Below are 21,308 nucleotides of genomic sequence, written 5' to 3'. Positions count from 1 at the left end.
AACAAGGAAATTCCGTGAAAAAATACTTCTTCGCCGGCGCTATCGCCGCCTGCCTGGCTGGTTCGGCCGTTGCCGCCGACAGCAAATTCCTGGCCAAGTCGCCAGAACAACCGGTGCACCACCGCGCCATCTTGTTGTGCGTTGGCGTCCTGCTGGTGCTGCAAGCACTGAAGCATCCGCCCATCTTGCCGAACCGTCGTCACCCAGCTACAAAATCAAAATAATCCCGAGAAGGGGCCGCCATGAACAGGCTCTCCGTTGCAATTTTCCATGCCGCCGTGCTGGCTAGCAGCCCGGCGTGGGCCATCCGCGCGCACGACTACATCGACGACCAGCGCAGTACGGTCACACTGCCGTCCGCCAGAGCGCCCGAAATCACGGTCGAAGCACCTCCGGCCGCACCGACCAGTCCCGACGAGCAATTGGTGCCGCCTAAACCACCTGCGAACGCGACGGCGCAGGCCGCCGCCAGTCCGGTTCCGGAACTGTCCGGCGCCGCCATGCTAGGCTGTGGCCTGTTACTCCTGCTGCTGCAACCGGTCTCGCGCAGCGATGGCATCCGGGTACCGGAGAAAAACGAGCCGTAGCACTGCAATGCGGTGATCCGCACAGACATTCCGATCGTAACTCCTTATAACGGTAGTCACTCACCTTTAAGGAGACTCAACATGATCAGGAAACTACTGTTTGCGGCCGCCCTCGCGGCCTCCGCCGGCACTGTCACCGTTCCAGCTAGCGCCGCTGTCATCGTGGTGCAAACCGCGCCACCGGCGCCGCGCGACGAGGCGGTGCCGCCGCCACGCCACGGCTACGTCTGGGCGCCTGGCTATTGGGACTGGCGCAACCAGCGCCATGTGTGGGTCAAGGGCCACTGGGAACGCGAACGCCGTGGCTATGTGTATCACCAGCCAGCCTGGGTTGAGCGCAATGGCCACTGGGAAATGACGCGCGGCAGCTGGGCGCGCGGCGACAATGACCATGACGGCGTGCCGAACGGCCGCGACGACCATCCCAACAATCCGCGCCGCGATTAAGTTTTAATTGCGACGCCACACCATCCAGCGCTCCTTGCCGGCAAACACCGGGATCGAGTCGCTGACGGTGTCATCCGCCACGCAGGTGAAGGCCGGCTGCAGCAGCTGCTCCAGCTGCTCACGGCGGATGCCGAACGGCGGCCCCTTGGCCGCCTCGTCAAAGAAGAAATAGCCGGCCAGCAGACCGCCAACCGGCAGCAGCTGCGCCCAGCGGGCCGCCACCTGTGGCCACATGGCGCGCGGCATCGCGCACAGAAAAGCCTGCTCGTAGATCAATTGCAGCGGCCGCGCCGGTTGCCACTGGAAGAAATCCGCCTGCACCACCCGCTCGGCATGCGCGCCAGCCGCCGCCCTGCCCTGCGCCACCGCTTGCGGCGCAAAATCGATCGCGGTGGCGTCCCAGCCCAGCTGCGCCAGATAAGCCAGCTCGTAAGCCGAACCGCAACCTGGAATCAGCGTGTGCAGCGGCGCGCTGGCGGCGGCGAAATCGCGCAGCGCCTGCGGCACGCCGCCCCGGTCCCACGGCATGAAGCCACGCTCGAAACGCTCATCCCAGAACGCGGGCGACGCCGGATCGCGCTGCTGGAACTCGGTCATGGCGCTCAGCCCAGCTGGTGATAGCGCAGGTACAACTGCAAGCCGGCCACGCCCAGCGCAAAGGCGCCGGCGAAGTAGATCACCGCGCTTAGCAGGCGATTGGTGCGCTGCTGTTCATGGATCAGCACCTTGATCAGCTCGGCATTATCGGCCGGCTTGTCGGCCTGCCGTTCGAGCGCCTGATGCACCAGACGCGGCAGCTGCGGGAAGATGTGGGCGTAGCGCGGCGCCTCGGCTTTCAGGCGCTGCATGAAGCCTTTGATGCCGACCTGCTCGGCCATCCAGTTCTCCAGATACGGCTTGGCGGTCTTCCACAGGTCGAGGTCGGGATCGAGCTGGCGGCCCAGACCTTCGATATTCAGCAGCGTCTTTTGCAGCAGCACCAGCTGCGGCTGCACTTCGACATTAAAGCGGCGCGAGGTCTGGAACAGCCGCAGCAGAATCTGGCCGAACGAGATGTCTTTCAGCGGCCGGTCGAAGATCGGTTCGCAACAGGCGCGCACCGCCGCTTCCAGCTCGTCGACGCGGGTTTCCTTGGGCGCCCAGCCGGACTCGATATGCGCCTCGGCCACACGCTTGTAGTCGCGGCGGAAGAAGGCCAGGAAGTTCTGCGACAGGTAATCCTTGTCGAAGTCGTTCAGCGTGCCGACGATGCCGAAGTCGAGCGCGATGTAGCGGCCGAAGGTTTCCGGCTCGACCGACACCAGGATGTTCCCCGGATGCATGTCCGCGTGGAAGAAGCCATCGCGGAACACCTGGGTGAAGAAAATTTCCACGCCATCGCTGGACAGCTTTTTCAGGTCGACCCCGGCCGCCTCCAGGCGGTCGATTTGCGACACCGGTATGCCGTACATGCGCTCCATGACGATCACGCTGTTGGAGCAATAGTCCCAGTGCATTTCCGGCACCAGCAGCAGGTGCGAATCGGCGAAGTTGCGGCGCAGCTGGCTGGCGTTGGCGGCCTCGCGCATCAGGTCCAGCTCGTCGTGCAGGTATTTGTCGAACTCGGCCACCACCTCTTTCGGCTTCAGGCGCTTGCTGTCGGCCCACAGGTTGCCGATCCATTCGGCCGCTACATGCATCAGCGCGACGTCGTCGTCGATGGTTTTCTTCATGCCCGGACGCAGCACCTTGACCGCCACCTGGCGGCCATCCTTCAGCGTCGCAAAGTGCACCTGGGCGATCGAGGCCGAGGCCACCGGCGTGCGTTCAAACGTGGCAAACAACTGGTCCGGATGCGCGCCCAGCGATTTGCGGATCTGGGCGATCGCCAGGTCGGAATCGAACGGTGGCACCCGGTCCTGCAGGCGCGCCAGCTCGATTTGCAGATCGGGCGGAATCAAATCGCTGCGGGTAGACAGCACCTGGCCGAATTTGACGAAGATCGGCCCCAGCTCCTCCAGCGCCATGCGCAGCCGCTCGCCGCGCGGCGCCGACAGGTCGCGCCAGAAAAACACCGTGTCGATCAGCTTGGTGATACGCGGCTTGCGCAAGCCGGAGATGGCAATTTCGTCGAGGCCGTACCGCACCGATACCCGCAGGATTTTCAGCAGGCGCAAGAATTTCAGCATCATTGGGTTCCCAGTTTTTGTTCCAGCCTGGCCAGGCGCTTGGCGGCGCGCTCGACGTCATCACGCAGGCGCGATACATCGGCCGAGAATGCCTCTACCGTCTGCGGCCGCACCAGCACCTGTTTTTCGTCGAGCAGGAATTCGGCCACGTTTTCAGCTAGCTTCTGATGGCCGCTGCGCACCGCGTCCAGTGCGGCTTTGGCGCCGGCCACCGCGCGCACGGCGGCGATCGGCCCCACCACTTTTTCCAGATCGTGTTCGGCCTCCCAGCGCAGCGACTTGCTGAGGCTGGAGATGGCGTTGGCGAACTCGGCATCACCCTCGATCTGCACGTAGGAAAACGCGCGCTCGCGGTTTTGCAGGATCAGCGGCAGGTCGGACAGACGAACGCGGATGGTGACCCGCGCCGGCTCGTCCGCCGGCGCCGGCTGCAGATAGCCGTCGGCCGTCACGCGCAGGCGCAGCGCGGCCGAGCCGGCGTCGATGCAGGCGATCTTGCCGGCGTGACGCTGCAACTCCTGGCGCGCCCACGGCTCCTGCGCCAGCAAATGGTTGATGGCGGCGCTGGCGGGCGCCGCGGAGAAACTGCCTGGATTCAATGAAATCATTCTTTGTGCCGTTCAAAACAAAACCGCCCGATGACGGGCGGCCTTGATCTTACCAGTTTTACCGAATTCGGCTGCGTGATTACGCCATCTGCTGGATGCCGGCCAGCAGCCAGCCGCCATTGCCGTTGACCGGCTTGGACAGGTTCCACACCTCGTTGAACGGCTCGGCCAGCGCATCCGGCGCCGGTTTGATGGTGCCGCTGAACTGCACGCTGGCCAGATACTCGGTGTCGGTGCTCTCGATGCCCAGCAGTTGGGCGTCGATGCTGACCACGTCGGTGTAGTCGGCCTGGGCGCCGCGCTCGGTGATCTGCAGCTTCAGCTCGGCAAACACTTCCGGCGTGGTGAATTCGCGGATATCGGCCACGTCGCCCTTGTCCCAGGCAGCTTGCAGGCGGATGAAGTTACCCTTGGCGACGCGCAGGAAATTGGCCTGGTCGAAGTCCGCCGGCACGCCCCACTGGGTGTGCTGCTGCACCGGTGCCGCAGCGGCTTGCTGCAGTGGTGCCGCCGGGGCCGGGGCCGGCGACGCTGGCATCGGGTACACATTCTTGCCGCTGAAACCGGCCGGCTGCGCCGCAGGCTGCGACTTGCCGCGAATCAGGCGAATGATGAAGAACACCACGCCCGCCAGCAAGGCCAGCATCAGCACCGTGCCCAGCACGCTGGCCAGGGCGCCGCCCATGCCGAAGTGCGAGAACAGCGCGCCCAGGCCGAGGCCCAGCAGCGCACCGCCGAGAATACCCTTCCATGGGCTAGGCTTGGGCGCGGCCACCGGTGGCGCGGCTGGCGCCGGGGTTGGCGCGGCCTGACGTGGCGCCTGCGCTGGTGCGGGCGCCGGGGCCGGCATGCGGCTGACGTTTTGCGATTGGCGGCCAATCGACTTGCCGCCGCCCATAGGACGCGCGTCGGCCAGCATGGTGGATGCGGCCAAGGTGGCGATCAGTGCGCCGACCAGTATTTTTTTCAGATTCATTTCTCTCTCCCTTCCAGCATTACATTTTGATGCCGGTGTGTAAAGCCGCTATGCCTGCGGTCAGGTTGTAGTAGTTGACGCGCTCCAGGCCCGCCTCTTCCATCATGGTTTTCAGGGTTTCCTGGTCCGGGTGCATGCGGATCGATTCCGCCAGATAGCGATAGCTCTCGGCATCGTTGGCGATCTTTTCGCCCATCCATGGCAACAACTTGAACGAATAGAGATCGTATGGTTTTTGCAGCGGCGCCGCCACTTTCGAAAATTCCAGCACCAGCAGCTTGCCGCCAGGTTTCAGCACGCGACGCATTTCCTTCAGCGCCTGGTCCTTGTGGGTCATGTTACGCAGACCGAAGGCGACGCTGACGCGGTCGAAGTAATTGTCCGGGAATGGCAGTTTTTCCGCGTCACACAACAAGGTGGGGGTGACCAGGCCGCGATTCAAGAGGCGGTCGCGGCCCACGCGCAGCATGGATTCGTTGATGTCGGTCAGCCATACCTCGCCGGTGGGGCCGGCCTGCTTGGCAAACACCTTGGCCAGGTCACCGGTGCCGCCGGCGATGTCCAGGCATTTGAAGCCGGGGCGCACGGCCGCGTTGGCGATGGTGAAGGTCTTCCACAGGCGATGCAGGCCAGCCGACATGACGTCGTTCATGATGTCGTACTTGGCGGCGACAGAATGGAAAACCTTGGCAACTTCGCGGACTTTGTCTTCTTCCGCGACGGTTTTATAACCGAAGTGAGTGGTATTGGTCATGGTATGCGGGCCTGTTAGTTTGCCAGCATTATACAAGCTGGCAAGCTTACAGGCGCCTTAAGAACGTGGCCATTCTGACAACCGCGCTTACTGCGCCGGCAGGTGACGCCACTCCAGACCGAGCGCGGCGCGCTTGGGGAAGCCCTTCCACAGGCCGGGGTCTTCCTTGACGGTGCCGTCGGCCTGCAGCGGCGGCAGTTCCAGGTAGGCTTGCAGCGGCTGCCGTTTGAGCTGGATGCCGAGGAAGGCGGTCACGAAGTGCTGGTTGATGTTGTTGATGCGGCGGCTGTCCCACACCGGTTCGGAATAGGACTGGAAGTCGTCGGGGTTGCTCCAGTGCGCCGGCGATGGCGGATTCGGCGCCGAGTTGTGGCGGCCGCCGACGTAAGTCAGCAAATAGCGGTCGGCATGGATGGTTCCCTCGAACAACTTGACCACGCCGTCTTTGTAGCCAGCCACGTCGTCCTGATCGCCGCTGATGAACAGCGTCGGCGTGCGCACGCCGGCCAGGCCGGCAGCGTCCCATATTTTGTTGGCGCCGCCCCATGGCGCGAATGCCACCACGGCCTTGATGCGCGGGTCGCGCGCGGCTTCGTACTGCGGATTGCCCTGCTGGTTGATGGCCAGCGCGCCGCCCGGCACGTAGGCGGCGGCCGTTGCGCTGACGCCGGCGCCGACCGTGTTCAAGGCGCCATAGCCGCCCATCGAATAGCCGATCAACGCGGCGTTGTCGGCGTCCACTACGCCGGCCAGGAAATTGCCGCTGCCCGGCTTGGCCCATGCGGCGACGGTGTTCAGCACGAACAGGTCGTCCAGGCGGCGGTTCAGCAGTGTGCTGGCGAAGTTGGCCTTGTCGGCGCGGGTGGATTCAAGATGGTCGATCGCCACCACCACGTAACCTTTCGACGCCAGGTTCTCGGTCAGGTAGCTCATTTGCAGGCGCGAGCCGGGGTAGCCGTGCGAGAGGATCACCAGTGGGTAGCGCGTGCCCGCCGTCGCCGGTGCAGGTGCCGCATCGCGCGCGGCGCGGCCGTTGAACTGGAATGGCGTGTTGGGCCGCTTGGGATCATTCGGGCCTGCGCCCAGAACATCGGTATACACCGTATGCTCCTTTTGCCCCGCCGCCAGCTGCGCCGGATACCACACCTCCAGCGTCAGCTTGCGCGTGTAGCGCGGATTGGGTTGTTCGGCGCTGGCGTGCAGCAGGTCCAGCTGGTCCTTGTGCTCGGTCACCAGCGTGCGCACGCCGACCTGCAGCGAGCCACGCGCCGCCAGCTCCGGCGCATCCGGACGCGCATCGCCAAAATACTCCTGCGCCGCCACCTGCCCGGCTACCACCAAACACACCGCCAACAACCATCCCCGCATACCTGCTCCTATAAACCCAAATGCTCCCGCAAAGTACCGCCCGTGTACGACGTGCGGAACAAGCCGCGCCGCTGCAACTCGGGTATCACCAGCGTGAGGAAATCATCCAATCCGCCCGGCAGCGCCGGCGCCATGAAGTTGAAGCCGTCCGCCGCGCCCTGTTCAAACCATTCCTGCATCCGATCCGCCACCACTTCCGGCGTGCCGACCACGGTAAAGTGACCGCGTCCGCCGGCGATGCGCTCGTACAGCTGGCGGATAGTCAGATTCTCGCCCTGCGCCAGATCGGTCAGCAACTGCTGGCGGCTGCGTTGACCATCCTGCGTCTCGGGCAGCTCCGGCAACGGACCATCCAGCGGATACGGCGACAGATCGAAGTTGCCGATCATCCGCCCCAGCAGCGCCAGGCCGGCCTTCGGTTCGATCAGCGCCTGCAGCTGCGCGAACTTGTCATCCGCTTCCGTCTGCGTGCGGCCGACCACCGCGAACAATCCCGGCATCACCTTCAGCGATTCCGGCTTGCGCCCCTTCTCCACCACGCGCCGCTTCATGTCGGCATAAAACGCCTGCGCCTTGGCCAGCGTGGGCTGCGCGGTGAACACCACCTCCGCCGTCCCCGCCGCCAGATCGCGTCCGGTCTCGGAACCGCCGGCCTGCACTACCACCGGCCGCCCCTGCGGGCTGCGCACCACGTTCAGCGGACCCGCCACCGCAAAGTGTTCGCCGCGATGATTCAGCTTGTGCAGCTTGGCCGGGTCGTAAGGCAGCGAACCCGATTTGTCGTCGAGCAGCGCATCGGGATCCCAACTATTCCACAGTCCTGTGACAACCTGATGAAATTCCCGCGCCCGCGCATAACGGTCGGCGTGCGCCACGTGCTGATCGCGGCCGAAGTTGGCCGCTTCCGCCGCATTGTCCGACGTGACCAGGTTCCAGCCGGCGCGACCATCCGACAGCAGATCCAGCGACGCGAACTGGCGCGCCACCGTGTACGGCTCGTTGTAGGTGGTGGTGGCGGTGCCGATCAAACCGATGTTCTCGGTCGATGCCGCCAGCGCCGACAACAGCGTCAACGGCTCCAGCGACGGCGCGCCGGTCAGGGCCACGCTGTCAGCGAAGAACACCGCATCCAGGCAGGCACGTTCGGCGCTGCGCACCTGCTCGCGAAACACCTTGAAAGGATTCGACAGCAAATCCGTTTCAGGATGGCGCCACGCCGCAACGTGGTGGCCATAACGCATCATGAATGCGGCGATGCTCAACTGCCTGGACATCAGAACTCCTTGCGCGCGGTGATACCGAAGTAACGCTGATCGTCACGCGGCACGGCGCGGGTAACGTAGCCGGTCGACGCAACCAGGTTGGTGGCGTACGATTTGTTGGTCAGGTTTTTGCCGACCAGCGCGATGCGCCAGCCGCCCACCGGCGACGACAGCGCCACGCTGCCGTTGACGATGCCATAAGCGCCCTGGATCGCGTCAGCCGACTGGAACAGGTCATACTGAGTCTTGGCCTGCCAGCTGTATTCGGCGCCGAAGTCGACCACTTGACCATTCGCCAGTGACAGCGCGTAGTTGGCGCGGGTGAAGGACTTCCACTTCGGCGAGAACGGCAGCGGATTGCCATTCAGGTTGCACGACGCGGCGGCGGCGGCCGGGCAGTTGAACTTGTCGATGGTGGCATCGGTGTAGGCCAGCGATTGGCTCAGGGTCAGCTCGCGGGTAGGACGCGCGTTCAGGTCCAGCTCCACGCCACGGGTCGAGACGTCGCCCGCGTTGATCAGGCGCGTGACCACGGCACCGGCCACGGTATCGTAGAAGTTGGCCTGGTAGTTTTTGTACTTGGTGTCGAACACCGCGACGTTGGCGGTCAGCTTGCGGTTGAAGGCGGTCGCTTTCAGCCCCAGCTCAAACGAATCAGAGGTTTCCGGTTTCAGCGCCAGCGTGTCGCGATTCAGCATGTTGAAGAACACGTTGTAGGCCGGGCCTTTGTAACCGCGCGAGAAGGTGGCGTAGGTGTTCACATCACGCGTGATGTCGTACTGCAGGCCGACGCGGCCCGAGTAACCGTTCTCGCTGGTGGAGCCGGCATTCTGCACGCCAGGCTGTACGCCGGTGAAGGCCACGGTCTGGGTCGAGGTGCGCACATGGTCGTACGACAGATTATCGCGAGTCCAGCGGGCGCCAGCAATGGCGCGCCAGTCCTGCGCGAAGTTCAGCGTGCTTTCACCAAACAGCGAGTAGCTGTCGCTCTTCACGCCGTAATTGGCCTTGCCGGAGTTGATGGCGGTGCCGTTGTTGACGATACGCTGATAGGTTTCGCGGTCCTTGCCGTGCAGGTAGAAGGCACCCACCACGTATTCCGCAAACTGGTCTTTCGGCGATGCCAGACGCAGTTCCTGCGACGCCTGGCTGAATTCCAGCGTGCCGATGTCGCGCGTGGCCGGATAGGCGGCGGTGATGCGCGACGCTTCCGCCGAGTTGGCGATGGCCGAGCTGCTGGTGTATTGGGTGTTGTCCCAGTCACGCACGGCGGTGATCGAGGTCAGGGTGTAGCCGTTGAAGCGGTAATCGACTTGCGCCGACAGGCCCTTGTTCTTGTCTTCGATATCGCTCGGAATATCGGCGTTGACCTGGCGGTTCTCGGTGCCCGCCACCACTGGCGCGATGCCGGCGTTGAAGGCGGCGCTGGTCGACTTGTAGGCGGTGGTGGTTGGCGACGAAGTGGAGTTCAGGTAGTCGGCGATCAGCGCGATATCCAGATCCTTGTTCGGCGTGATGTCGACGCGGGCACGCACGCCCTTGCGGTCGTAGCCATTCACTTTACCGCCGCCGGCGTGAACGTTGGTGACGTTGCCGTCGTAGTCGCCGTACAGGCCGACGATCGAAGCGCTCACCACGCCCGGCTGAATCGCGCCGGAGACGCCGACACGCAGGCGTTTCTCATTACCCTCGTACCAACCGGCGTCAACGAAGCCAGCGGTCTCCTGGCTCGATTTGCGACCGATCACGTTCAGCACGCCGGACGAGGCGTTCTTGCCGAACAGCGTGCCTTGCGGGCCGCGCAGGATTTCAATGTGTTCGATGTCCAGCAAGTCCAGCGTGGCCTGACCCGGACGCGCATACACCACGCCATCCACCACGGTCGACACAGTCGGTTCCACGCCAGGCGAAGTCGAAATGGTACCGATACCGCGCACGAAGATGGTGGAGTCCTTGTTACCGCCGGCCTGGCGGAAGGTCACGCTAGGCACTTCCTGCACGATGCTGTCGATGCTGGTGCGGTTGGCGTTGACCAGCGCATCGCCATCCAGCACCGATACCGCCACCGGCACTGATTGCAGCGAGGCGTTGCGGCGGGTGGCACTGACCGTCACGCTAGGCACCGCGCCATTGTCATCGGCCTTGACGATCGGCGCCGGATCGGCTTCCTCGGCACCGGCATACGCACTGGCCACCAGCAAAGCGCCGATGGTCAGCGCGCCCAAAATCTTGTTATTGCTCTTCATGTTCTGATCCCTTGATTTGAAAGCGCCCTTTGCGCCATATGCGGAAAACCTGCTTTGATCGTCGAAGAACCAGCTTAGTGCCAGACAGGTGCTTCGCTACAATTCGATGGTACCGGTACCCTTTTTTTAGTGTCGCGGCGGGGCGGTTTGAAGTCAAAGAATTAAAAAAATCATCGTTATGTTTTTTCGGAATATGCGCCCATGAGTGAATCAGCAGCACCAAGAAAACGCAGGGGATCGGGCCGCGCCACGATTCACGACGTGGCGCGTCTGGCGGAAGTCGGGTCGATTACGGTGTCGCGTTATTTCAGCGAACCGGGACGGGTGGGGGCCAGCCGCAGCGCGCGGATTGCGGCAGCGGTGAAGGAACTGGGTTATGTGCCGAATCTGGCCGCCAGCGGCCTCGCCTCCGCGCATGGACGCGTGGTCGGCATGGTGATCCCGAATATTTCCGGCCCGATTTTCGCCAATACCATCCAGAGCTTTAGCGATACACTGAACCGTCATGGCTATCAGCTGCTGCTGGCGTCCAGCTACTTCTCCGCCAAGCAGGAGGAAAGCGCGGTGCGTGCTTTCCTGGGCTGGAAGCCGGCAGCGCTGGCGGTGGTGGGGCGCTTTCACAATCGCGCCACTGAGAAGCTGTTGTCCGAGGCCGGTATTCCGATCGTGGAGACCTGGGACTATCAGCCCAAACGCAAGCCGATTCAAGTCGGCTATTCGAACAACGCGGTGGGCGAGCAGGCGGCGCGCTACTTATATGGCAAGGGTTATCGCCGCATCGCCTTCGTGCAGAACAGCGTGGCCGGTGACCTCAGTGCGGTGGATCGCAGCGACGGCTACGAGGCGGTGATGCGCGAGCATGGGCTGGAGCCGATCATCTACGTGCCGACAGCTGAGACGCCATTTGACGCCGGCCGCCAGGCGGTGGAAGCGCTGGCCCTGTCGCCGCCCAAGCGCAGCAAGGCGGTGGAGGCGATCATCTTCGCCAACGACAATCTGGCGGCCGGCGGTCTGCTGGCGGGCCAGCGCGCCGGTTTGAAGATACCGAAACAGTGCGCGATGGTGGGCTTTGGCGATTACGCGTTCTCGCCGCTGCTGCTGCCCAGCCTCACCACCATCCGTCCGCCGGGACGCGAGATTGGCGAGATCGCCGCGCTGCGCATACTGGAACAACTGGGTGTACTGCCCTCCTCCGGCCAGAATTTGCATCTGAATTTGCTGGCCTGCGAATTGATAGAGCGCGAGAGCGCATAAGGATACGTATGAAGAAATGGATAGGTTTATTGTTGGCGCTTCCGCTGCTGGTGCAGGCGGCGGAGATCAGGATCGGCTTTCAGAAAAGCGCCGGTTTGCTCAGCATGATGAAGACGCAGGGCACGGCCGAGAAGGCGCTGCCGGGCTATCAGATCAAGTGGATCGAATTCCCGGCCGGGCCGCAGATGCTGGAGGCGCTTAACGCCGGCAGCATCGATTTCGGCAGCACGGGGGCACCGCCACCGGTGTTTGCGCAGGCCGGTGGAGTCGATCTGCTGTATGTCGGCGCAGAGCCGGCGCCGGTCAACAGTGAGGCCATCATCGTGCCCAAGGAGTCGAAGCTGCACGCGGTAGCGGATTTGAAGGGCAAGCGGGTGGCGTTCCAGAAGGGTTCGGGCTCGCACTTCCTGCTGGCTTCCGCCTTGCAGAAGGCGGGGTTGAAGTTCAGCGATATCACGCCGATCTACCTGTCGCCGTCCGATGCGCGGGCGGCGTTTGTCAGCGGCGGGATTGATGCGTGGGTGGTGTGGGATCCGTATCTGGCGTCGGCGCAGAAGGCGTATCAGGCGCGCGTGTTGAGCGACTATACCGGGCTGCCGCTGGCGAATGGCTTTTACCTCGCCTCGCGCACGTTTGCGCAGAAGTCGCCGCAGTTGGTGTCGTCCTTGCTGGAGCAGGTCAAGCTGACCGGCAAATGGGCCAACGAGCATCAGAAGGAAGTCAGCACGCTGCTGACGCAGCAGACCGGCGTGCCGGCCGATATCGTGGCAACCTGGATGGGCCGCTCGCGCTTTGGCGCGACCCCGGTGACGCCGGAGATTGTCGCCAACCAGCAGCGGGTGGCGGATCTGTTCTACCAGCAGAAGCTGATACCGAAGCCGGTCAGCATTGCCGGCAGCGTGTGGCCATGGCAGCCGAAGTGAAGCACGTTTGACACAGCTAAACGCCTCGCCGGCTGAGCGGCCTACGCTGCCCTATCAGCCAGCGAGGCCGCCAGCTGCCGCAGCTCTGGTGGCACACCCGCTGCGATCCCGCCAGCGTGTTTGTTTCGAAATACGTTAGCGATGAGATAGAAGGCGGCGACCCATTAAGGGCGCTGCAACGCCTACGCATAATCAATGATCTCGCACGCTGCCCTGCGAACGAAAAGACTAGAAATATCGCGGAACTCTTAGTTTCAGGTGGCGGTCTAAAAGCCACGCCGCGCCATCGAAATACCGGTGCTGGACGCCGCCACCAAAGCTGAACTGGACGAGCTGCATGAAACATTCATCCGCGAAGAGCGAGAGATAGATCAGCGGCTAGCCCACTCACCATTCAAGCACATTTACGACAATATGAAGATCAAGCCAATGCCGCCTGATGCTGACCGCCCTCGCAAGTTCAAAGTCGAGGTACTGCGCCAGTTGCCGCCCGTGGCAAGGGCGCGAATACTATATTCACTAAGGGCACACTTAACGGATTAGGACTTGCAGCCGCAGCTGCCGCTGCCACAACCACCGCCGCCGCCGCCTTGCTGGTCGACCGGCGCGAACGACAGCGTGGCGCCGCTTTCGCGGCCGGTGTCGCCTTCAAAGCCGGCTTCGTGCAGACGGTGCATGTAACCGTCCCACAGCAGCGCTTTTTCGCTGCCCAGCTTGTACAGATAGTCCCAAGTGAAGATGCCGGTGTTGTGGCCGTCAGAGAAAGTCGGCTGCACCGCGTAGTTGCCCACCGGCTCAATGCCGGCGATGCCCACTTCGCGCTTGCCCACCTGCAGTACCTCCTGCCCCGGACCATGTCCCATCACCTCCGCCGACGGCGAATACACGCGCAGCAGCTCGAACGGAATCGAAAACGACGCGCCGTCGTTGAACTCGATATCCAGCAGGCGGGATTTGTTGTGGACCGTCAGGCCGGTAGGGACAGGTTTGCTCATAATGCTTTCACTTTCTCGACGATGGCCGCGTGCAGCGCCGGCAACAGCGCGCGACGCTGTGCCAACACTTCCGCCGACGATGCCCGCTGCGCCACAGCCCAGGTCGGGTTGGGGAAATGTGCATCGTCGCGGTAACGCGGGATAACGTGCCAGTGCACGTGCGGCGTCATATTACCAAAACTGGCCAGGTTCACCTTTTCCGGCGCCATCACCGCGCGCTGGGCCGATTCCACCGCCCACACCACGTCCATGATGCGCACACGGTCGGCGGCCGGCAAATCGGTCATTTCTTTCACGTGGCCATTCCACACCACGCGCGTAAAGCCGGGATACTCGGCCTCATCCACGGCGACCACTGACAGGCGGTCGTCGCCCCAGATCAAGGCCGCCCCAGGGGCGTCGAGCAGATTGCACAGATCGCAGGCCATGCTTACACCAGCACGCGTTCAATGCCGCCGTCGTTGGCGCGCTTGACGTAATCCGGCATCCAATTCTCGCCCAGCAAATGCTTGGCGATTTCCACCACGATGTAATCGGCGGTGGTGCCGGCATCTTCGCTGTAGCGCGACACGCCGCCCAGGCAGGCCGGGCAGCTGGTCAGGATCTTCACCTCGCCATCGAAGCCATCGGCACGCAGCTTGTCGGCGCCCTTGATGACTTCCTCTTCCTTGCGGAAGCGGACCTGGGTCGAGATGTCCGGACGCGCCACCATCAAGGTGCCCGAGTCGCCGCAGCAGCGGTCGTTCTTCTCGATCTTGACGTTGTCGTGCGTTTGAATCAGCGAGTTGACGGTTTTGGTCGCCTCCTGCAGCTTCATCGGCGTGTGGCATGGCTCGTGGTACATATAGCGCGTACCGGTCACGCCTTCCAGCTTGACGCCCTTCTCGTTCAGATATTCGTGGATGTCCATGATGCGGCAGCCAGGGAAGATCTTGTCGAACTCGTAGGTCGCCAACTGGTCGTAGCAAGTGCCGCACGAGACCAGCACGGTCTTGATGTCCAGATAGTTCAGCGTGTTCGCCATGCGATGGAACAGCACGCGGTTATCGGTCATCATTTTGTCGGCCTTGTCGTACTGGCCCGAGCCGCGTTGCGGATAACCGCAGCACAGATAGCCCGGCGGCAGCACGGTCTGCACGCCCACTTCCCACAGCATCGCCTGGGTGGCCAGACCGACCTGCGAGAACAGACGCTCCGAACCGCAGCCCGGGAAGTAGAACACCGCTTCCGTATCGGCATTGGTGGTCTTCGGATTGCGGATGATCGGGATGACTTTATCGTCCTCGATATCCAGCAACGCGCGCGCCGTCTTCTTCGGCAGATTGCCCGGCATTTTCTTGTTGATGAAGTGAATCACCTGCTCGCGCACCGGTGGCTTGCCGACCGTTGGTGGCGGTGCCTTGGTTTGCTTCTTGGCGAATTTCTTCAGGATGTCATTGCCCAGACGCTGCGCCTTATAGCCGATACCAATCATCGCCGCGCGGGTGGCGTTGATGGTGGCCGGATCGGTGGCGTTCAGGTAGAACATCGCCGCAGCTTTGCCCGGATTGAAGGTCTTCTTGTCCATCTTGCGCAGCAGATTGCGCATATTCATCGACACGTCACCGAAGTCGATGTTGACCGGACAGGGCGTGACGCATTTGTGACAGACCGTGCAGTGATCGGCCACGTCTTCAAATTCTTCCCAGTGCTTGATCGAAATGCCGCGGCGGGTCTGCTCTTCGTACAGGAAGGCTTCGATCAGCGACGAGGTCGCCAGGATCTTGTCGCGCGGCGAGTACAGCAGATTGGCGCGTGGCACGTGGGTCGAGCACACCGGCTTGCACTTGCCGCAGCGCAGGCAGTCCTTGACGCTGTTGGCGATGGCGCCGATATCGCTCTGCTGCATGATCAGCGATTCGTGGCCCATCAGGCCGAACGATGGCGTATAGGCGTTGCTGAGGTCGGCTTCCATGCCTTCCAGATTCAGCAGCTTGCCCTTGTTGAAGCGGCCTTCCGGATCGACCCGCAGCTTGTATTCACGGAACGGGCCGATTTCGTCCTCGTTCAGGAATTCCAGTTTGGTGATGCCGATGCCGTGCTCGCCCGAGATCACGCCGTTCAGCGAACGCGCCAAGGTCATGATGCGCGCCACAGCCTGGTGCGCCAGTTGCAGCATCTCGTAGTGATCCGAGTTGACCGGCAAGTTGGTGTGCACGTTGCCGTCGCCGGCGTGCATGTGCAGCGCCACGAACACGCGGCCGCGCAGCACGCGCTTGTGGATCGCGGTGGCTTCGTCCAGGATCAGCTTGTAGGCGGCGCCGTTGAAGATCTGGCGCAGCTGGGCGCGGATTTCCTGCTTCCAGGTGACGCGGATGGTGCGGTCCTGTACCACGTCGAACAAGGTGGCGTCCGGCTGGGTTTTCAGGCGCTCTTCGAACACCGGCAGCAGGCGATCCATGCCATGCGAGGCCAGCTCGCTGGTGATGGACGCCAGTGGTTTGTCCAGCTCGGCCAGCAGATAGGTCCAGCGCGCGTGTACTTGCGTCAGCAGCGCTTGTGCTTGCTGGGCGCGGTCGCCCAGCATCTCGGCATCGCCCACGCTGTCGTCGGCATCGTCGCTCTTGCCGATCGGCAGATTGCCGGCGGCGAAGAAGTCCTGCAGCTCGTCGACCAGTTGCAGCTTGTTCTTGATCGACAGCTCGATATTGATGCGCTCGATGCCGTCGGTGTACTCGCCCATGCGGTTGAGCGGAATCACCACGTCTTCATTGATCTTGAAGGCGTTGGTGTGCTTGGCGATGGCGGCGGTGCGGGCGCGGTCCAGCCAGAATTTTTTACGCGTTTCCGGGCTGACGGCGATGAAGCCTTCACCGACACGGGTATTGGCCAGACGCACCACTTCCGAGGCGGCTTGCGCCACCGCGTTTTCATCGTCGCCGACGATGTCGCCAAACAGCGCCATCTTCGGCAGCACGCCGCGTTTCGATTTGGTGGCGTAGCCGACCGCGCGCAGATAGCGCTCGTCCAGGTGCTCCAGACCGGCCAGGCGCAGGGTCGAGAATTCTTCGCCCTTGGCTGGCAGGCCGTCCAGATAATCCTTGATTTCGACGATCGACGGGATCGCATCGCGCGCCTGACCGAAGAACTCCAGGCAGACGGTGCGGGTGAACTTCGGCATCTTGTGCAGAATCCAGCGGCCCGACGTGATCATGCCGTCGCAGCCTTCCTTCTGGATGCCCGGCAAGCCGGCCAGGAATTTGTCGGTGACGTCCTTGCCCAGGCCTTCCTTGCGGAACACGCGGCCGGCGATTTCCAGGATCTCGGTCTTGAACGGCGCGCCCTTGGCTTCACCCTTGGCGCTTGGATGGGTCCACTCCAGCTTGAAACGGGCCAGCGGCGTATCGTGGATCTTCGACAGATTGTGGTCGAGACGGGTGACTTCCAACCAGTCGCCCTGCGGGTCGATCATGCGCCACGAGGCCAGATTGTCCAGCGCCGTGCCCCACAGCACGGCCTTCTTGCCGCCCGCGTTCATGGCGATGTTGCCGCCGACGGTGGAAGCGTGGGCCGAGGTCGGATCGACCGCGAACACGAAGCCGGCCTTCTCGGCGGCCTCGGCTACTTTATTGGTGATCACGCCGGCGCCGGTGTAGATGGTGGCGTATTCCTTGTCCAGGCCCGGCAGCACTTTCATTTCCACCGCGCCGATGTTGAGCAGCTTTTCGGTGTTGATGACGGCCGACATCGGCGTCAGCGGAATCGCGCCGCCGGTGTAGCCGGTGCCGCCGCCGCGCGGGATGATGGTCAGGCCGAGTTCGATACAGCCTTTGACCAGGCCGGCCATTTCCTCTTCGCTGTCCGGAGTCAGCACCACGAACGGATACTCGACGCGCCAGTCGGTGGCGTCAGTCACGTGGCTGATGCGCTTCATGCCGTCGAAGCAGATGTTGTGCTTGTCGGTGTAGCGGCCCAGCACCTTGTAGGTGCGCTTGCGCAGATCGTAGACCTGCTTGAATTCCTCGCCGAAGTCAGCCACCGCCTGGCCGGCCGCGCGCAGCAGCTTGACCACGTTGGCGCTGCGCTGACGCGACGCTTCATCGTTCTCGGCATCGTCGACGCTGAGGCGGCGCTTGTCCACCTCGGCCAGACGGTGATGCAGCGCGGTGATCAATTCCTGGCGGCGTTTCGGGTTATCCAGCAGGTCATCCTGCAGATAGGGATTGCGGCGCACCGCCCAGATATCGCCCAGCACCTCGTACAGCATGCGGGCCGAACGGCCGGTCTGACGCGCGCCGCGCAGCGCATCCAGCAGCGACCACGATTCCTCGCCCAGCAGCCGAATCACGATCTCACGATCGGAAAACGACGTATAGTTATAAGGAATTTCCCGCAGGCGCGTGGCCTCCGGACCGTGGGGCGTTTCCGCCAGCAAAGCTTGGATTTGTGCAGGGGCGTTCATTATGCGTTTAAGACTGTAGACAGTACCCGGGAGGGCCATTTTAGCCTATTGCGGCGCACCACGCGGGAACAGCCTTAGACCGCCGAGGGACTCTTTCGAGACCGAAAACACTGCAAAAATTCGAAAGTCGCGAAAAATTCAGCAATAATATGCCGCGTCTACGGTTCCAGCTGAATGAAATTTACGCATAAGCTTATGCGGCAAGAGGATAGCTTGCACCAAATTAGCCCAGCAATTGTCCGATCCGGTGCCACACACCGTCCGGCACGTACAACAGCAGCGTGGTCATGGTGAGGTAGCGCAGGAACTTGCCGATCGCCATATAGACCAGGCTAGGCCAGAATGGCAGGCGCAGCCAGCCGCCCAGCGTGCACAGCGGATCACCGATGCCGGGCAGCCAGGCCAGCAGCATGGTCTTGGCGCCGTAGCGCTCCAGCCAATGGAACCAGCGCGACTGACGCTCCTTGGAAAAACTCTGCTTGGCTTGCCAGCCCATGTAGTAATCGATGGCGCCGCCGATGGTATTGCCAAGCGTGGCGACGCCGATCACACTCCAGAACATGGCCGGATTGGCCTTAATCACCGCAAACACCGCCGGTTCCGAGCCCAGCGGCACCAGCGTGGCCGAGATCAGGCTGACGATGAATACCGAGGTCAGCCCGACTTCCGGCGCCGCCAGCAGCGCCAGCAGCCAGCTAATTGCAGATTCGACCATCGGCTTCTTTGAGATAAGTTAAAGGAGTCCATTATAATGAGTCCCATCCCGCACGATTGAACAGTTCGGTCCAAGCACAACCCCGCCAGGACCAGCGTCCCTGCTTCACCCGGTCACCCGCCGGCTAGTTAGCATCGCAGACGGGGTCAGGTCCATCATTTCTACACGGCCTCTGCTGTAGCGGAACGCTACAGCAGAGGCCGTGTAGAAATGATGGACCTGACCCCGGAGTTAACATCACCTTGTTTGCAGACCATGACTACCGACTATCTGAAGAAAGTACTGACCGCCCGCGTTTATGACGTGGCTGATGAAACCCCGCTGGAACTGGCGCCGACTTTGTCGCAGCGCTTCGAGAACCGAATTTATTTCAAGCGCGAGGACATGCAGAGCGTGTTCAGCTTCAAGATTCGGGGCGCGTATAACAAGATGGCGCATCTCAGCGATGCGCAGCGCAAGCGCGGTGTGATCTGCGCTTCGGCCGGTAATCACGCTCAGGGCGTGGCGCTGTCCGCCGCCCGCATGGGCTGCCGCGCCGTCATCGTGATGCCGACCACTACGCCACAAGTCAAAGTGGAGGCGGTGAAGGCGCGCGGCGGCGCTGATGTCGAGGTGGTGCTGCACGGCGAGTCGTATACCGATGCCTATAACCACGCGCTGACGCTGGAAAAGGAACAGAAGCTGACTTTCGTCCATCCGTTTGATGATCCGGATGTGATCGCCGGCCAGGGCACCATCGGCATGGAAATCCTGCGCCAGCATTCGGGCCCAATTCACGCGATCTTTGTGCCGATCGGCGGCGGCGGTCTGATCGCCGGCATCGCCGCTTACGTTAAGCAGATCCGCCCGGACATCAAGATCATCGGTGTGCAGTCGCTGGATTCGGATGCGATGGCGCGCAGCCTGAAGGCCGGCGAGCGCGTGACGCTGGCCGATGTCGGTCTGTTCGCCGATGGCACCGCGGTGCGTCTGGCCGGCGAGGAAACCTTCCGCCTGTGCCAGCTGTACGTGGACGATGTGATTCTGGTCGATACCGATGCCGTCAGCGCCGCTATCAAGGATGTGTTCAGCGACACCCGCAGCATTCTGGAACCCTCGGGCGCGCTGTCGATCGCCGGCGCCAAGGCGTACGTCGAGCGCGCGGCGCTGACCAAGGATCCAATCCGCAACGAAACCTTGATCACCATCGCCAGCGGCGCCAATATGAATTTCGACCGCCTGCGCTTCGTGGCCGAGCGCGCCGAGCTGGGCGAGGCGCGCGAGGCGCTGTTCGCGGTCACGCTGCCGGAGCAGCGCGGCAGCTTCAAGCGTTTGTGCCAGCTGGTCGGCGGCCGCAACGTCACCGAGTTCACCTACCGTATCTCGGACAAGGATGACGCCCATGTGTTCTGCGGCGTGCAGATCGCGGATCGCAACGAGTCGGGCGCGCTGACCCGCCGCTTCGAGGAACACGGCTTCCAGGCGCTGGACCTGACCCACGATGAGCTGGCCAAAACCCACTTGCGCCATCTGGTCGGCGGCAAGAGCGCGCTGGCCAGCAATGAGCTGCTGTACCGCTTTGAGTTCCCCGAGCGTCCGGGCGCGCTGATGCGCTTCCTGGATTCGATGGCGCCAAACTGGAATATCTCGCTGTGCCATTACCGCAGCCAGGGCGGCGACGTCGGCCGCATCGTGATCGGCCTGCAGGTGCCGCCGGAGGAGATGAGCGATTTCGCGCAATTCCTCGCCACGCTAGGCTATCGCTACTGGGACGAGAGCAGCAATCCGGTGTACAAACTGTTCCTCGGCTGAGGTCGCACACGGTTGACGACGGCGCCCCTGGAAACTTAATATAATTGCACGATTATATTGGGAACGGGAGCGCCATGTCGACCGAGATGCAGTTTTCCAGCAATTACAGCGATCTGAGCAATTCGTCCGGCGTCGACGCCGGCTTCCAGTTCGAGTTCTACTGCCAGCGCTGCAACGACCGCTGGCGCACCCGCTTTGAACCTTATCGCAGCGGCCAGGCGTCGGGCTGGGTGCAGAAAGGCGCCAGCCTGTTCGGCGGCCTGCTGGGCAGCGCCAGCAGTGTGTTGAACGGCGTGGCCGAGGCCGGCTGGCATAGCGCTCGCGATGAAGCGTTCACCAACGCCGTGGCCGCCGGCAAGCAGCACTTCAATCGTTGTGGCGATTGCCATCGCTATGTGTGCGGTCCTTGCTTCGACAGCGCCAACGGCCTTTGCTTTAATTGCGCGCCCAACGTCAATGTCGCCATCACCCAGGCCCGCGCTCAAGGCGAAGTCAGCGGCGCGCGCGAGCAGGCTCAGGCAGAGGGCTATGCGCGCGGCACTCAGCGCGAGGTCACGCAAGCGATGCAGCTGGTGTGCCCGCAGTGCCGCACCGAGACTCACGGCGCCAAGTTTTGCCCCGAGTGCGGCCACAAGACGGCGCAGCAGGTGGCGTGCACCAGTTGTTCAACCGCGCTGGAACCGGGCACCAAGTTCTGCACCGAATGCGGCACCCGTCAGCCCTAGCGCGGCCGGACGGTGGCCGCGTTACAATATCGCTTACTTCATCTCCGT

At 62.8% G+C, this 21,308-nt stretch carries 19 protein-coding genes; 7 read left to right on the top strand and 12 right to left on the bottom strand.

The window, feature by feature from the left end; translation table 11 throughout:
• Positions 1 to 14 precede the first annotated feature (14 nt).
• From GJ699_RS27660 to GJ699_RS27650, 3 genes are all read left to right on the top strand, one after another.
• On the top strand, positions 15 to 224 hold the full coding sequence (locus GJ699_RS27660) for a hypothetical protein (RefSeq protein ID WP_154382529.1): 210 nt from the start codon (positions 15 to 17) through the stop codon (positions 222 to 224).
• Between the two features lie 18 nt (positions 225 to 242).
• Positions 243 to 587, top strand: coding sequence for a hypothetical protein (locus GJ699_RS27655; protein WP_154382527.1), 345 nt, complete (start codon positions 243 to 245; stop codon positions 585 to 587).
• Between the two features lie 81 nt (positions 588 to 668).
• Complete coding sequence (locus GJ699_RS27650) at positions 669 to 1,034, top strand: YXWGXW repeat-containing protein (protein ID WP_154382525.1); 366 nt, start codon at positions 669 to 671, stop codon at positions 1,032 to 1,034.
• Positions 1,035 to 1,037: 3 nt separating this feature from the next.
• On the opposite strand, the gene GJ699_RS27645 is transcribed toward GJ699_RS27650, so the two are convergent.
• The 8 genes from GJ699_RS27645 to GJ699_RS27610 form a co-directional block, all read right to left on the bottom strand.
• A complete protein-coding gene (locus GJ699_RS27645) occupies positions 1,038 to 1,631 on the bottom strand; it encodes a methyltransferase domain-containing protein (protein WP_154382523.1) in 594 nt (197 codons plus the stop codon).
• 5 nt (positions 1,632 to 1,636) lie between these two features.
• Positions 1,637 to 3,205, bottom strand: a complete 1,569-nt coding sequence (gene ubiB / locus GJ699_RS27640; protein ID WP_154382521.1) for a ubiquinone biosynthesis regulatory protein kinase UbiB — start codon at positions 3,203 to 3,205, stop codon at positions 1,637 to 1,639.
• On the bottom strand, positions 3,202 to 3,810 hold the full coding sequence (locus GJ699_RS27635; protein WP_154382519.1) for a ubiquinone biosynthesis accessory factor UbiJ: 609 nt from the start codon (positions 3,808 to 3,810) through the stop codon (positions 3,202 to 3,204). The genes ubiB and GJ699_RS27635 overlap by 4 nt, the downstream gene beginning before the upstream one ends.
• Before the next feature lie 79 nt (positions 3,811 to 3,889).
• The gene (locus GJ699_RS27630) at positions 3,890 to 4,786 is read right to left on the bottom strand and encodes a Tim44 domain-containing protein (RefSeq protein WP_154382517.1); all 897 of its coding nucleotides are present in this window, start codon (positions 4,784 to 4,786) and stop codon (positions 3,890 to 3,892) included.
• Between the two features lie 19 nt (positions 4,787 to 4,805).
• Complete coding sequence (ubiE, locus tag GJ699_RS27625; protein ID WP_154382515.1) at positions 4,806 to 5,540, bottom strand: bifunctional demethylmenaquinone methyltransferase/2-methoxy-6-polyprenyl-1,4-benzoquinol methylase UbiE; 735 nt, start codon at positions 5,538 to 5,540, stop codon at positions 4,806 to 4,808.
• 87 nt (positions 5,541 to 5,627) lie between these two features.
• Positions 5,628 to 6,908 carry an alpha/beta hydrolase family protein gene (locus tag GJ699_RS27620; RefSeq protein WP_154382513.1) on the bottom strand — a complete coding sequence of 427 codons (1,281 nt, stop codon included), beginning with the start codon at positions 6,906 to 6,908 and terminating at the stop codon, positions 5,628 to 5,630.
• Between the two features lie 8 nt (positions 6,909 to 6,916).
• Entirely contained in the window at positions 6,917 to 8,182 is a 1,266-nt protein-coding gene (locus tag GJ699_RS27615) for an LLM class flavin-dependent oxidoreductase (protein WP_154382511.1), read from the bottom strand.
• A complete protein-coding gene (locus GJ699_RS27610) occupies positions 8,182 to 10,416 on the bottom strand; it encodes a TonB-dependent receptor (RefSeq protein ID WP_154382509.1) in 2,235 nt (744 codons plus the stop codon). Before GJ699_RS27610 ends, GJ699_RS27615 begins: the two co-directional genes overlap by 1 nt.
• 201 nt (positions 10,417 to 10,617) lie before the next feature.
• Here GJ699_RS27610 and GJ699_RS27605 point away from each other — a divergent pair, with 201 nt between their 5' ends.
• Both GJ699_RS27605 and GJ699_RS27600 read left to right on the top strand, forming a co-directional pair.
• Positions 10,618 to 11,670 (top strand): LacI family DNA-binding transcriptional regulator, encoded by a 1,053-nt coding sequence (locus GJ699_RS27605; RefSeq protein ID WP_154382507.1) that lies wholly within the window; start codon positions 10,618 to 10,620, stop codon positions 11,668 to 11,670.
• An 8-nt stretch (positions 11,671 to 11,678) separates the two neighbouring features.
• The gene (locus tag GJ699_RS27600) at positions 11,679 to 12,593 is read left to right on the top strand and encodes a sulfonate ABC transporter substrate-binding protein (RefSeq protein ID WP_154382505.1); all 915 of its coding nucleotides are present in this window, start codon (positions 11,679 to 11,681) and stop codon (positions 12,591 to 12,593) included.
• Positions 12,594 to 13,132: 539 nt separating this feature from the next.
• Here GJ699_RS27600 and GJ699_RS27595 read toward each other — a convergent pair.
• From GJ699_RS27595 to GJ699_RS27580, 4 genes are all read right to left on the bottom strand, one after another.
• Positions 13,133 to 13,588 (bottom strand): gamma-butyrobetaine hydroxylase family protein, encoded by a 456-nt coding sequence (locus GJ699_RS27595; RefSeq protein WP_154382502.1) that lies wholly within the window; start codon positions 13,586 to 13,588, stop codon positions 13,133 to 13,135.
• A complete protein-coding gene (locus GJ699_RS27590) occupies positions 13,585 to 14,016 on the bottom strand; it encodes an HIT family protein (protein ID WP_154382501.1) in 432 nt (143 codons plus the stop codon). The genes GJ699_RS27595 and GJ699_RS27590 overlap by 4 nt, the downstream gene beginning before the upstream one ends.
• A gap of 2 nt (positions 14,017 to 14,018) precedes the next feature.
• Positions 14,019 to 18,029, bottom strand: a complete 4,011-nt coding sequence (locus GJ699_RS27585; RefSeq protein WP_154382499.1) for a DUF3683 domain-containing protein — start codon at positions 18,027 to 18,029, stop codon at positions 14,019 to 14,021.
• A 223-nt stretch (positions 18,030 to 18,252) separates the two neighbouring features.
• Complete coding sequence (locus GJ699_RS27580; protein ID WP_154382497.1) at positions 18,253 to 18,744, bottom strand: YqaA family protein; 492 nt, start codon at positions 18,742 to 18,744, stop codon at positions 18,253 to 18,255.
• A gap of 255 nt (positions 18,745 to 18,999) precedes the next feature.
• On the opposite strand from GJ699_RS27580, the gene ilvA reads away from it, so the two are divergent.
• Together ilvA and GJ699_RS27570 are read left to right on the top strand one after the other, a co-directional pair.
• Entirely contained in the window at positions 19,000 to 20,535 is a 1,536-nt protein-coding gene (ilvA, locus tag GJ699_RS27575; RefSeq protein WP_154382495.1) for a threonine ammonia-lyase, biosynthetic, read from the top strand.
• A gap of 74 nt (positions 20,536 to 20,609) precedes the next feature.
• The gene (locus GJ699_RS27570; RefSeq protein WP_154382493.1) at positions 20,610 to 21,260 is read left to right on the top strand and encodes a zinc ribbon domain-containing protein; all 651 of its coding nucleotides are present in this window, start codon (positions 20,610 to 20,612) and stop codon (positions 21,258 to 21,260) included.
• The last annotated feature ends 48 nt before the right edge of the window (positions 21,261 to 21,308 follow it).

The sequence above is a fragment of the Duganella guangzhouensis genome, assembly GCF_009674535.1.
GTDB lineage: Bacteria > Pseudomonadota > Gammaproteobacteria > Burkholderiales > Burkholderiaceae_D > Rugamonas > Rugamonas guangzhouensis.
This window is presented reverse-complemented; position numbering and strand designations above follow the sequence as displayed.